Below are 13,110 nucleotides of genomic sequence, written 5' to 3' on the forward strand. Positions count from 1 at the left end.
GCGCCGCTGACTCACGGAGCCATTTCCTGCTTGCGGTACCACTCTGCCGCGCCGTTCCCGGGCAATTGGCACACTCCCTGCTCATGTCCCTGCAGACATAGAGCACGCCGGTAGCCGGCAGGGCTCCCCGAAACGAATCGGGATCGGACAAAGGCGTCCTTGCACTACGGTGCAGGACGCCTTTTTTTGTTTGCCGCGATTCACTCAGGGCCACGGAGGTAGCGGATGAAACGATTGAAACTGGTGATGATCGGCAATGGCATGGCCGGCGTACGCACGCTGGAAGAACTGCTCAAGATCGCTCCCGACCTCTACGACATCACCGTGTTCGGCGCCGAGCCGCACCCCAACTACAACCGCATCCTGCTCTCACCGGTGCTAGCGGGCGAACAGACCTTCGATGACATCGTGCTCAACGAATTGAGCTGGTACACCGAGCACGGCATCCATCTGCTGCTGGGCCGCAAGGTGGTGGAAATCGACCGGGTGCACCGCCGGGTGATCGCCGATGATGGCAGCAGTGCCGATTATGACCGACTGTTGATCGCCACCGGCTCGCGGCCATTCATCCTGCCGATACCGGGCAATGGTCTGGCAGGCGTGATCGGCTACCGGGATATCGCCGACACCCGCTGCATGCTCGACAGCGCCAACCTGCACCGTCGTGCGGTGGTCATCGGCGGCGGCCTGCTCGGTCTGGAGGCGGCACATGGCCTCAAGCTGCGTGGCATGGATGTGAGCGTGGTACACAACGGCGCTACCCTGCTGGAACGCCAGCTCGACGAGCGTGCTGGCAGGCTGCTGCAGAGCGCCTTGGAACGACGCGGCCTGCACTTCGCCCTGGGCAAGCAGACCGCCGAGCTGATCGGCACCGACAGCGGCCGGGTCAGCGCCGTGCGCTTCAGCGATGGTGAACAACTGCCCGCCGACCTGGTGGTGATGGCCGCCGGTATTCGCCCCAACATCGAACTGGCCCAGCACGCAGGCCTGCCCTGCGCGCGCGGTATTCTGGTCAACGATACGCTGCAGAGCTTCGACCCCCGGGTCTACGCCGTCGGCGAGTGCGTCAGCCACCGCGGCGTCGCCTACGGCCTGGTGGCACCATTGTTCGAACAGGCGCGAGTATGTGCCAGCCACCTGGCCATGCAGGGCTTTCGCCGCTATCTCGGCTCGCTGACCGCCACCAAGCTAAAGGTCACCGGTATCGACCTGTTCTCCGCAGGTGACTTCGCTGGCGGCCCAGGGACGCAGAGTATCGTTCTCGACGACCCGATCACTGGCAGCTATCGCAAACTGGTGCTGAAGAACGACGTGCTGGTCGGCGCCTGCCTGTATGGCGATACCGCCGATGGCGCCTGGTATCTGCAACTGATCCGCGAAGGTCGCCAGGTGGCGGATATCCGCGACATGCTGATGTTCGGCGAGGATGCGGTGAGCAGCCTGTCATCCACCTGCAGCACCGATCCGATTCTCCTGCAGGGAGCGGCCTGATGGGTGTTCAGGAACTCAGCGGCGTGACACGCACCAGCGCGTCGACCTGCTGTTATTGCGGCGTCGGCTGCGGCGTGCTGATCGAGCACGACGGCGAGCGCATTCTTGGCGTCAGCGGCGATCCCGCGCACCCGGCGAACTTCGGCAAGCTGTGCAGCAAGGGCGCATCGCTGCACCTGACCGGCGATCTCGCCGCCCGCGCCCTGTACCCCGAACTGCGCCTCGGCAAAGGGCTGGGTCGTGTTCGTACCGACTGGGACAGCGCCCTCGATCATGCTGCCGATGTGTTCGCCGAAACGATTCGCCAGCACGGCCCGGACAGCGTCGCGTTCTATATCTCCGGGCAGTTGCTGACCGAGGACTACTACGCCTTCAACAAGCTGGCCCGCGCGCTGGTCGGCACCAACAATATCGACAGCAATTCACGCCTGTGCATGTCGTCGGCCGTGGTCGGCTACAAGCGCAGCCTGGGTGCCGATGCGCCGCCCTGCTCGTACGAAGACATCGAGCAGGCCGACACGCTACTGATCATCGGCAGCAACATGGCCTATGCCCACCCGATCCTGTTTCGCCGTCTGGAGGCGGCCAAGGCAGCAAACCCGCAGATGAAGGTGATCGTCGTCGACCCGCGGCGCACCGACACCTGCGACCTCGCCGACCTGCACCTGGCCATCGCGCCCGGCAGCGATGTGGCGCTCCTGCACGGCGTGCTGCACCTGCTGCTGGAACAGGGGCGTATCGACCACGCTTTCATCGAGGCGCACACCGAAGGCTTCGAGGCGCTACACGCGTTGGTCGCCGACTACGAGCCTGCGCGCGTCGCCCAGCTCTGCGCAATCAGCGAAGCGGATTTGCGCCGCTGTGCGGACTGGATCGGCAGCTCGCCGCGTTTTCTGTCGCTGTGGTGCATGGGCGTCAATCAGTCCACCGCCGGCACCGCAAAGAACGCCGCGATCATCAACCTGCACCTGGCCACCGGGCAGATCGGCAAGATCGGCAGCGGGCCCTTTTCCCTTACCGGCCAGCCCAATGCCATGGGCGGTCGGGAAACCGGTAGCCTGTCCAATCTGCTGCCCGGTCACCGTGAAGCCGCCAACCCGGAACACCGCGCCGAAGTGGCCGCTTACTGGGGCGTCGACGCTCTGCCGGAAACCCCTGGCCTCAGCGCCATCGAGCTGTTCGAGGCAGTGGGCAGCGGCAAGATCAAGGCGCTGTGGATCGCCTGCACCAACCCGGCCCAGTCCATGCCGGACCAGCACAGCATTCACAAGGCCCTGAGCGACTGCCCTTTCGTGGTCGTGCAGGAGGCTTTCTTCACCACCGAAACCTGCCGCTACGCCGACCTGCTGTTGCCGGCCGCCAGCTGGGGCGAGAAGGAGGGCACGGTGACCAACTCCGAGCGCCGCGTCAGTCGCGTGCGCCGTGCCGTACCGGCACCTGGTGAGGCGCGGGCCGACTGGTCGATCACCTGCGACTTCGCCAGGCGCCTGGAAACCCGCCTGCCGGGCGTGCCGTCCGGGCATTTCGCCTTCGAGAAGTGCGAGCAGCTGTTCGAGGAATACAAGGTCCTGACACGCGGTCGAGATCTGGATCTCTGCGGCCTCGACTACGCGCTGCTGGAAGCACGTGGCCCGCAGCAATGGCCCTTTCCCGAAGGTGCGCAGAGCGGCACGCCGCGCCTCTATGGCGACGGCCGTTTTCCGAGCGCCAACGGCCGCGCACGTTTCATCGCCGAGGCCTACCAGCCGGCCAAAGAGCAACGCGACAGGCACTACCCGCTGACGCTCAACACCGGGCGCCTGCGCGATCAGTGGCATGGCATGAGCCGTACCGGCACCGCGGCACGGCTATTCGCCCATGTCGAGGAACCGTTGCTCGATCTGCACCCGCACGACATGGCGCAACGGCACCTGCAGAACGGCCAACTGGTCGAAGTGCGCAGCCGCCGCGGCACACTGGTGGTGCGCGTACAGACCGACGCCAGTCTGCAACAGGGCCAGGCGTTCCTGCCCATGCACTGGGGAGATCGCTTTCTCAAGGGCCTGGGCGTCAATGTCCTGACCCTGCCGGCGTTCGATCCGCTATCGAAGCAGCCGGAGCTGAAACACGCCGGCATCGACGTGCAGCCCATCGACCTGCCCTGGAGCTTCCACGCGCTGATCGAAGGTGATGTTCAGCAACGCCTGCAAGCCCTGCGCCCGCTGTGCGAAACCTTCGCCTACGCCAGCTTCGGCCTGGCCGGCCGCGAGACCTCGGCACTGGTGATGCGCGTCGCCCACCATCATGCGCCCGATGCCGGGCTGCTCGAGCTGCTTCAGGAACAACTGGGCCTGGCCGAAGGACCGGTGATCCGCTACGACGACCCTCGTGGCGACCCTGGCCGCCAGCCCATTCACAAGCGCGTGCGTATCGACGGCGGTCGCCTGACAGGCTTCTCCCTGAGCGGTGAAACCCTGGCTCGTGGCTGGCTGCGCGACCTCTGGCAAAATCAGACCTCGCTCGATGACGACAGCGGCCTGGGGCTGCGCCGCTGGCTGCTGGCGCCAATGCAGAGCCCGCCCGGCCAGACTCGCCCGCAGACCGGCAAGACCCTGTGCACCTGCATGAACGTCAGCGAGGCGGCAGTGCGCGAGGGCATCGAGCGCGGCTGCGACCTGATCGCGCTCAAACAGAATCTCGGCTGCGGCACCCAGTGCGGCTCCTGCGTACCTGAAATCAAGCGTCTGCTGGCGCTACAGACCATCGAAGCCTAGCGAAGACTGGGTTGAACCTAGGGTCTGTTGACGTTTCAGCGCGAGCCGCGTTGCCGTGCGGAAACGTCAACAGCCCCTACAGAGAAGGATTACCGTGATGAACCCAAGCGTTTGGCTGATCGGCGCCGGCCCAGGCGACCCGGAACTGCTCACCCTCAAGGCGGTGCGTGCCCTCGGCCTGGCCGACGTGGTGCTGATCGATGACCTGGTCAACCCGCAGGTGCTGGAGCACTGCCCCGGTGCCCGGGTGATCCGCGTGGGCAAGCGCGGAGGCTGCCGCTCAACGCCCCAGGCCTTCATCCATCGCCTGATGCTGCGCTATGCCCGCCAGGGCAAGGTGGTCGCACGCCTCAAGGGGGGTGACCCGTGCATCTTCGGTCGTGGTGGCGAAGAGGCCGACTGGCTGGCCGCCCGCGGCGTGCACTGCGAGATCGTCAACGGCATCACCGCCGGCCTGGCCGCGGCGACCCGCTGCGGTATCTCCCTGACGCTGCGCGGTGTCGCCCGCGGCGTCACCCTGGTGACCGCACACACTCAGGATGGCAGCTCGCCCAACTGGCAGGCGCTGGCCGACAGCGGCACGACGCTGGTGGTGTACATGGGCATCGCCACCCTGGCCGATACCCGCCAGCATCTGCTCGAGGCAGGCATGGCGGCGCATACCGCCGTGGCGATGATCGAGAACGCCTCGCTGCCGGATCAACGCGAATGCCGCAGCACCCTGCTGGAGATGGCCGACGCCGCCTTGGCGTTCAGGCTGAAAAGCCCGGCCATTCTGGTGATTGGCGACGTGGTCGGCGCCGCCATGGACGCCGCCAGAGAACTGGAGATGCGCAGCGCCTGAGCCAAAAGCAGTCCGGCAAAGGCAACTGGACTGCTATTTGCACTGTTTTAGTTCAACCGTACTGCCTGAAAGACTGCCCTCATGCCTGACACCACCATGCCTGCCGCCCTGCGTTTCATGCTCGCCGCCCGCCGTTGCGAGCTGCAGGGCCTGGAAAGCCTGTCCTTCACCTGCCAACTGGTGACCCATATCAGCCAGTTGGTGCACCACCTGCAGAAGGAACGGGGCTACTCCAACATCTATCTCGGCAACCAGTCGAGCCATTACCTGCACCAACTTGATGCACACAGTGCCGAATCAGCCGCCGTAGAGCGCCAGGTACACGAATGCTTCATGGCCATGGATACCGCCCAGGCCAATGCCGCGGACCGTGCCCGTCTGTTCAACCGCATCGCCTATGTATTGCATGGCCTGGACGAACTGCCCGGATTGCGGCGTCGTATCCGTGAACTGGAGCCCACGCCACGCCTGGCCACCCAGGCCTTCACACGGCTGATCGGCGGCTTGCTGGCCGTGGTCTTCGAAGCCGCCGATACCGCTGTCGATCCAGGCATCACCCGGCTGCTGGTAGCCATGTTCAACTTCATGCAGGGCAAGGAGCTGGCCGGCCAGGAGCGCGCCGCCGGCGTCGAAGGCTTCTCGCGCGGGCATTTCGATGCCGAGTTGCAGGAGCGCCTGCAGCATCTCGAAGACGGCCAGGAGCGCTGCTTCGATGTGTTCGGCGAGTTCGCCGATACCGAAGCAGTGGCGCTCTGGCAGCAGATTCACGGTGGCGACACCGTCGCTCAGGTGATCAGCCTGCGCGGCATCGCCAAGCGTACGTCGGCCAATGCCACGGTGGATCCGAGCCTCTGTGAGCTGTGGTTCGAACTCAATACCCGGCGCATCGATGCCATGAAGGAGGTGGAAAACCACCTCGCCAATCGCCTGCTGGAGCATTGCCGTAGCAGTATCGCCGAGGCCCATGCAGACCTGGACAACCATCGCACGCTGCTCAAACGTCTGGCGCAGATGGATGTCGGCAGCGATCAAGCGCTGCTGTTCAGCGTGCACAGCAGCACGCTGGACAGTGCGCCTCAGGATTCGGTGGGCAACCACTTGGCCCGCTCGGTGCTCGACCTGCTGCACGAGCAGAACCAGCGTCTGCAGCGGGTCAGCGACGAGCTCAAGGAAACCCGCGAGACCCTCAACGAACGCAAGCTGATCGAGCGTGCCAAGAAGCTGCTGATGAACGATTACCGGCTCAGTGAAGAAGATGCCTACGCACGCCTGCGCCAATCCGCCATGGAACGCAGCATGCGGCTGGTCGACGTGGCCCAGAGCCTGCTCGCCTTCGCCGCCCGCAAGGCCCAGGAAAATCCGCGCGCAGACAAGGGCAAGCGCGGCTGAGTGGAGCGCTTGCCTGCCAGGCATCGCTCGCCATCCCTGCTCGAATCTATTCACGATCTTTCGACGCTGCAGCCATGTGCAATGGCTGCAGCGATCATCGGTGCAGTCTCTGTGGGAGCGGGCGGGGACGCCCGTTCCCACAGGTAAGGCAACAATGTCTGCTTTTGATGTCGACCCATCGAAACAAGCGTTTTTTGATACACGGAGATAGCGCAGCGATTCCCGCCCGTGAAAGCAGTTGTCGCTGAACCGCCAGCACCCAGTTCGAACTCCACCCTCAGTATCGCCTCGCTCGACCGCATTCTCCCGATGCCCAAAAACGAACTCGCCATGCACCTGCTGCGCGCACTGAAGGGACATCGCGCCCTGCTGCTGTGCGGCGGCAAATGTCGCCCGCTTGGCTCGCGGATGGTCGACGCGTGTCGGACGCGCTTCGAAAAGCCTTCCTTCTCAAGCAGTTAACGCATCGATGTATGCTGCACGGCGGCGATCGCCTCGCCGTCGAATCAGGCGACAGGATGTCTGGCATGCAACCTGCTAAGTCCATCATGAGTGAGGCAGGCACTGCCCCTCCACAATCCGAATTCTGGACAACGGCGTCCACCCTCGTTGCAGCCCGAGCGCTGCCATGAGAGTGACGCCGTTTTTTTATGCGTGCCTTTTGGGGAAAACGATATGGACGACAAGCCACGTACATTGCCGAGCATCGACGACAGCACCAGCCAGCCGCGCCGTACCTTTCTCAAGCAGTCCATGGGTCTGCTTGGTGGCGGTGCGCTGATGAGCCTGCTGCCGGCGGGGCTGAGCAGCGCGGTATGGGCTGCCGGCAGCGATGGTCTGGAGACCACCAAGGCCAAGCTCGGCTTCATCGCCCTGACCGACGCCGCACCGCTGTTCGTGGCCGATGAACTGGGCCTGTTCGCCAAGCACGGGATGACCGGCGTGGAAGTCCTCAAGCAATCGTCGTGGGGCACCACTCGCGACAATCTGGTGCTTGGCGCCGGCAGTGGTGGCATTGATGGTGCCCATATCCTCACGCCGATGCCCTATCTGATGGCCGCCGGCAAGGTCACCACCAACAACACCCCATTGCCGATGTATGTGCTGGCGCGCCTGAACCTCAACGGTCAGGGCATTTCCATCAGCAAGGAATACCAGGAGCTCAAACTCGGCACCGACGCCAGCGCCTTCAAGCAGGCCGTCGCCGCCAAACTTGCCAAGGGCCAGAAAATCGCCGCGGCCATGACCTTTCCCGGCGGCACCCACGACCTGTGGTTGCGCTACTGGATGGCCGCTGGCGGCATCGAGCCCAACAAGGATCTGCCGACGGTGGTGATCCCGCCACCGCAAATGGTCGCCAACATGAAGGTCGGCAGCATGGACGCCTTCTGCGTCGGTGAGCCTTGGAACGCGCAGCTGATCAACCAGGGCATCGGCTACAGCGCGGTCACCACTGGCGAACTGTGGGCCAATCACCCGGAAAAGTCCCTGTCGCTGCGCGCCGATTACGTCGACGCCAACCCCAACGCTACCCGTGCGCTGCTCAAGGCGGTGATGGAAGCGCAGATGTTCTGCGAAGCGGCGGAGAACAAGGAGCAGGTCGCCGAGATCTGTGCCAAGCGCCGCTGGATCGGCGCTCCTGCCAAGGATCTGCTGGCACGCCTGCAAGGCAACATCGACTACGGCAACGGCCGCGTGGTGGAAAACAGCCCGCACGTGATGCGCTTCTGGAGCGAGTTCGCCTCCTATCCTTTCCAGAGCCACGACCTGTGGTTCCTGACCGAAAACAAACGCTGGGGCTACCTGCCGAAGGATTTCGACAGCCAGGCACTGGTCGACACCGTCAATCGCGAAGACATCTGGCGCCAGGCTGCCGCCGAGCTCGCGGTGCCTGCCGAGCAGATTCCGCCATCCAAATCGCGCGGCGTCGAGACCTTCTTCGACGGCAAGACCTTCGACCCGCAGAACCCGCAAGCCTATCTCGACAGCCTGTCCCTGAAGGCCTAACCGGAGAACCGCCCCATGAATGCGCCCGTAAAATCGCTGGCCCTGCCGGCTGGTGTCATCGCTCCAAGCTGGCTGAAACGGCTGTCGACCACGCTGATGCAATCGGTGCTGCCGCCTCTGGTGATCACCGCGGCACTGCTGCTGATCTGGCAATTGCTATGCAGCGGCGCCAATGCTTCGCTGCCGCCGCCCAGCCAAGTCATCGAAGACACCTGGGAGCTGATCGTCAATCCGTTCTATGACAATGGCGGCACCGACGTCGGCATGGCCTGGCAGTTGCTCGCCAGCCTCGAGCGCGTAGCCTACGGCTATGCCCTGGCGGTGGTCGTCGGCGTCGCCCTGGGGGTGCTGGTCGGCCAGTCGACCTGGGCCATGCGCGGCCTCGATCCGCTGTTCCAGATCCTGCGTACCGTCCCGCCGCTGGCCTGGTTGCCGCTTTCGCTGGCCGGTTTCAAGGACAGTCACCCGTCGGCCCTGTTCGTGATTTTCATCACCGCCATCTGGCCGATCATCATCAACACCTCGGTGGGCATCCGCAATATCCCCGAGGACTACCGCAACGTCGCCAAGGTGCTGCGCCTCAATGGCGTGGAGTACTTCCAGAAGATCATGTTGCCCGCCGCCGCGCCCTACATCTTCTCCGGGCTGCGCATCGGCGTGGGGCTGTCCTGGCTGGCGATCATCGCTGCAGAGATGCTGATCGGGGGCGTGGGTATCGGCTTCTTCATCTGGGACGCGTGGAACGCCTCGCGCATCAGCGACATCATTCTCGCCCTGGTCTACGTCGGCGTGGTCGGCTTCCTGCTTGATCGCCTGGTGCTGTTCGTCGGCAATCGCATCACCCGCGGCACATCGGCCTGAGGAATACGGATATGAGCAAGCACTACCTGAGCATCGAAAACGTGGAAAAGTACTTCGAGCGTGACGGCGTCACGTCCCATGTGCTGAACCAGATCAACCTCAACGTCGAGCGCGGCGAGTACATCTCCATCATCGGCCACTCCGGTTGCGGCAAGTCGACGGTGCTGAACATCGTAGCCGGCCTGACCGACTCCAGCAGCGGTGCGGTGATTCTGGATGGCAGAGAAGTTCGCGGCCCCGGCCCGGATCGTAGCCTGGTGTTCCAGAACCACTCGCTGCTGCCCTGGCTGACGGTGCAGGAAAACGTCGCCCTGGCCGTCGACAAGGTCTTCAAGCGCACCAAGAGCAAGGCCGAGCGCCGTGACTGGACGCTGCATCACCTGGAACTGGTAAGCATGGGCCACGCCCTACACAAGCGGCCCAACGAAATTTCCGGTGGCATGAAACAGCGCGTCGGCATCGCCCGCGCGCTGGCCATGGAACCCAAGGTGTTGCTGCTCGATGAACCCTTCGGCGCACTCGATGCGTTGACCCGCGCCCATCTGCAGGACGAGGTGATGCGTATCCAGAGCGAGTTGCACAATACGGTGATGATGATCACCCACGACGTCGACGAGGCGGTGCTGCTCTCCGATCGCATCGTGATGATGACCAACGGCCCGTCGGCGACCATCGGCGAGATCCTCACCATCGATCTGCCGCGGCCCCGTGATCGCATCGCACTGGCGGACGATCCGCGTTACAACGCCTATCGCCATGCGGTGCTGAGTTTCCTGCACGAGAAGCAGCGCAAGGTCGAACCCATGAATGCACGCCGCTCCGCCTCCGTTGCAGAGCCGGCGAGCAAGGAGCGCGCTCGCGCCTGAGCCCGAGCCGCATGGTCGTCAGTCTCGGGCGATGCCGGTGATGGTGATGCCGAAGCGCTCCTCCAGGCGAACTGCGGGAGTCTGCTCCTCACGGGGCTGCTCCTTCGGTTCGAGGCGCTCCAGATTCTCTTCGGCCCACTCCAGCAGCCAGATCACGGCTTGTTCCAGACTGGGTTTGTCTTTCGATTTGACCTTGAGGACTTCTGCCGCCTCATCTCTGCTGTAGGCGATATTCCATTGACTCATAGTGTGTCTCCAGCGGTGGCATTGTTGCTGGCACGCGAAGTCGCGCGCCTTGATAACCATGTAGACCTGCCACCCGTGAACAGTTCGCCCTATAAATCCTTTGGAACTTCATAGGGCGCATCCACTCAGAAACTAGGCATCGATTGATTTCTCCGGGCGCATGAAGCGCCCATTTTTTTGCCTGCGATTTGACCCCACGCCGTCAAGATCTTGAGCATCGTGTAAACGCTGCGCACAAAAAAACCGGGAAAATCCCGGTTTCTTGGCAGCGCGCCGCAGAGGCCGTATCAGGCCCTGGGCAGGGTGACCCCGCGCTGCCCCTGATACTTGCCGCCACGGTCCTTGTACGACACCTCACAGGCCTCGTCGGACTCGAGGAACAGCATCTGCGCAACGCCCTCGTTGGCATAGATCTTCGCGGGCAGTGTGGTGGTGTTGGAAAACTCCAGAGTCACGTGCCCTTCCCATTCCGGCTCCAGCGGCGTGACGTTGACGATGATGCCGCAGCGCGCGTAGGTGCTCTTGCCCAGGCAGATGGTCAGCACGTTGCGAGGAATACGGAAGAACTCCACGGTACGAGCCAGGGCGAACGAGTTCGGCGGGATGATGCACACGTCACTCTTGATATCGACGAAGCTTTTCTCATCGAAATTCTTCGGGTCGACTGTGGCGGAGTTGATATTCGTGAAGACCTTGAATTCATCGGCGCAGCGCACGTCGTAGCCGTAGCTCGACACACCGTAGGAGATCAGTTGCTGACCGCCTTCGCTACGCACCTGGCGCTCGACGAACGGCTCGATCATGCCGTGTTCCTGGGCCATGCGGCGAATCCACTTGTCTGATTTGATGCTCATGGCGGGGGCGTCCTGAAGGTCTGTTCGGTGAAAAAGTGAGCGCATCTTACCGGGCTGAAGGTTCGGGTTCAAAGCCTCTTGACACAGCGTTTCGGCTATAAGCCAACGAGGAGAATGCAAGGAAATCGCAGAAAGACTTACAGACCATTCGCACTTCCCGAAAAAAGCGGGTATGGTGACCCCACTGTGCTGCATGTGTCACCGCGAATCGCTACATGATGCCTAGATTTCGATCCAAACATCGTCCGACTCCTAGTACTCGTTGCACTCAGTCCCGGCCTGGTCCTATTCCAGGGCTGTTATTTATTTAGATATTAGGAGACATCACATGTCCAATCGTCAGAATGGCACCGTTAAGTGGTTCAACGATGAGAAAGGCTACGGCTTCATCACTCCGCAATCCGGTGACGACCTGTTCGTACACTTCAAAGCTATCCAGAGCGATGGCTTCAAGAGCCTGAAAGAAGGCCAGCAAGTTTCCTTCGTGGCCACCCGTGGTCAGAAAGGCATGCAAGCTGAGGAAGTTCAGGTTATCTAACCTGCTCTTTCTATAAAAAACCCCGCTTCGGCGGGGTTTTTTTATGTCTGCAATTTACCTGCGCGACCGCCAGGCGGGCGCGCAGCGGTTTTCAATCGTCAGCGATGACGATGGTCGGCATAACCTGCGCCGTCGCCGCACTCGAGGCGATACGCGCACCGACCTGACGGGCTACCTGCTGGTAGAGCATGGCGATCTGGCTTTCCGGATCGGCGATGGTCGTCGGTTTGCCGCCGTCGGCCTGCATGCGAATGGCCATGGACAGTGGCATGGAGGCCAGCAGATCGACGCCGAACTGGGCAGCCAGCTTCTCGCCCCCCCCTTCACCGAACAGATGCTCGGCATGGCCGCAGCTGGAACAGATGTGCACGGCCATGTTCTCCACGACGCCCAGCACCGGAATGTTCACCTTGCGGAACATCTCGACGCCCTTGCGGGCGTCGAGCAGGGCCAGATCCTGCGGCGTGGTGACGATGACCGCCCCCGCCACCGGGACTTTCTGCGCCAGGGTCAGGTGGATATCTCCAGTGCCGGGCGGCATGTCGATGATCAGATAATCGAGGTCATCCCAGGCTGTCTGGGTGACCAACTGCAGCAACGCGCCAGAGACCATCGGCCCGCGCCACACCACGGGCGTGTTGTCGTCGGTGAGAAAAGCCATGGACATCACCTGCACGCCATGGGCTTCGAGCGGCACGAACCACTTCTGCTCACGGACCTGAGGCCGCGTGCCTTCGGCAATGCCGAACATGATGCCCTGGCTGGGCCCATAGATATCCGCATCGAGAATGCCCACCCGTGCGCCCTCGCGTGCCAATGCCAGGGCCAGGTTGGCAGCGGTGGTGGACTTGCCCACCCCACCCTTGCCGGACGCCACGGCGATGACGTTCTTGACGTTGGCCAGGGCCGGCACCTGAGCCTGCGCCTTGTGGGCGGCGATCACGCAGTTCACCGTTACGCTGGCGCTGCGTACACCTTCGATATTCTCGATGGCGAGTTGCAGCAACTGCGCCCAGCCCTGCTTGAACAGCGCAGCAGCGTAGCCCAGCTCGAGCTTCACGCTGACCTGGTCGCCCATGACGTCGATGGCGCGCACGCAACCGGCGCTGAGCGGATCCTGATCGAGATGGGGATCGGTGTACTGGCGCAACACGGCTTCGACCGCGGCGCGGATATCAGCGCTCATGCTTGGCTCCGGAGATGGCAGGAAAAGACGCCTATCCTACCCGAGCTACAAGCCAGATGCAGACCGGAGACCCGC

The 13,110-nt window shown here is 63.1% G+C and carries 12 protein-coding genes; 9 read left to right on the plus strand and 3 right to left on the minus strand.

Going from position 1 to position 13,110, the window contains the following annotated elements; genetic code table 11:
* The first annotated feature begins 225 nt into the window (after nt 1-225).
* The 8 genes from QRN22_RS01470 to QRN22_RS01505 all read left to right on the plus strand — a co-directional run bounded on the left by QRN22_RS01470 (nt 226) and on the right by QRN22_RS01505 (nt 10,211).
* Nucleotides 226-1,491, plus strand: a complete 1,266-nt coding sequence (locus QRN22_RS01470; RefSeq protein WP_156152756.1) for an NAD(P)/FAD-dependent oxidoreductase — start codon at nt 226-228, stop codon at nt 1,489-1,491.
* Nucleotides 1,491-4,244 carry a nitrate reductase gene (locus tag QRN22_RS01475; RefSeq protein WP_042555242.1) on the plus strand — a complete coding sequence of 918 codons (2,754 nt, stop codon included), beginning with the start codon at nt 1,491-1,493 and terminating at the stop codon, nt 4,242-4,244. Before QRN22_RS01470 ends, QRN22_RS01475 begins: the two co-directional genes overlap by 1 nt.
* A 97-nt stretch (nt 4,245-4,341) precedes the next feature.
* Nucleotides 4,342-5,088: a uroporphyrinogen-III C-methyltransferase gene (cobA, locus tag QRN22_RS01480; protein ID WP_042555241.1), complete on the plus strand. Its 747-nt coding sequence runs from the start codon at nt 4,342-4,344 to the stop codon at nt 5,086-5,088.
* Nucleotides 5,089-5,169: 81 nt separating this feature from the next.
* A complete protein-coding gene (locus QRN22_RS01485; protein ID WP_042555240.1) occupies nt 5,170-6,477 on the plus strand; it encodes a nitrate regulatory protein in 1,308 nt (435 codons plus the stop codon).
* Nucleotides 6,478-6,705: 228 nt separating this feature from the next.
* Nucleotides 6,706-6,939 carry a hypothetical protein gene (locus QRN22_RS01490; RefSeq protein WP_156152755.1) on the plus strand — a complete coding sequence of 78 codons (234 nt, stop codon included), beginning with the start codon at nt 6,706-6,708 and terminating at the stop codon, nt 6,937-6,939.
* 213 nt (nt 6,940-7,152) lie between these two features.
* Nucleotides 7,153-8,484: a CmpA/NrtA family ABC transporter substrate-binding protein gene (locus QRN22_RS01495; RefSeq protein WP_042555239.1), complete on the plus strand. Its 1,332-nt coding sequence runs from the start codon at nt 7,153-7,155 to the stop codon at nt 8,482-8,484.
* 15 nt (nt 8,485-8,499) lie between these two features.
* On the plus strand, nt 8,500-9,345 hold the full coding sequence (gene ntrB / locus QRN22_RS01500; RefSeq protein WP_042555238.1) for a nitrate ABC transporter permease: 846 nt from the start codon (nt 8,500-8,502) through the stop codon (nt 9,343-9,345).
* An 11-nt stretch (nt 9,346-9,356) separates the two neighbouring features.
* The gene (locus tag QRN22_RS01505) at nt 9,357-10,211 is read left to right on the plus strand and encodes an ABC transporter ATP-binding protein (RefSeq protein WP_042555237.1); all 855 of its coding nucleotides are present in this window, start codon (nt 9,357-9,359) and stop codon (nt 10,209-10,211) included.
* A gap of 18 nt (nt 10,212-10,229) precedes the next feature.
* Here the strand turns inward: QRN22_RS01505 and QRN22_RS01510 are convergent, their stop codons facing one another.
* Together QRN22_RS01510 and dcd are read right to left on the minus strand one after the other, a co-directional pair.
* Nucleotides 10,230-10,457, minus strand: a complete 228-nt coding sequence (locus QRN22_RS01510) for a hypothetical protein (protein WP_042555236.1) — start codon at nt 10,455-10,457, stop codon at nt 10,230-10,232.
* A 287-nt stretch (nt 10,458-10,744) separates the two neighbouring features.
* Nucleotides 10,745-11,311: a dCTP deaminase gene (gene dcd, locus QRN22_RS01515; protein ID WP_042555235.1), complete on the minus strand. Its 567-nt coding sequence runs from the start codon at nt 11,309-11,311 to the stop codon at nt 10,745-10,747.
* 328 nt (nt 11,312-11,639) lie between these two features.
* Here dcd and QRN22_RS01520 point away from each other — a divergent pair, with 328 nt between their 5' ends.
* A complete protein-coding gene (locus tag QRN22_RS01520; RefSeq protein ID WP_042555234.1) occupies nt 11,640-11,849 on the plus strand; it encodes a cold-shock protein in 210 nt (69 codons plus the stop codon).
* A 91-nt stretch (nt 11,850-11,940) separates the two neighbouring features.
* On the opposite strand, the gene apbC is transcribed toward QRN22_RS01520, so the two are convergent.
* The gene (gene apbC, locus QRN22_RS01525) at nt 11,941-13,035 is read right to left on the minus strand and encodes an iron-sulfur cluster carrier protein ApbC (protein ID WP_042555233.1); all 1,095 of its coding nucleotides are present in this window, start codon (nt 13,033-13,035) and stop codon (nt 11,941-11,943) included.
* Nucleotides 13,036-13,110: the final 75 nt, after the last annotated feature.

The sequence above is a fragment of the Pseudomonas sp. MEJ086 genome, assembly GCF_030209025.1.
Classification (GTDB): Bacteria; Pseudomonadota; Gammaproteobacteria; order Pseudomonadales; family Pseudomonadaceae; genus Aquipseudomonas; species Aquipseudomonas fulva_A.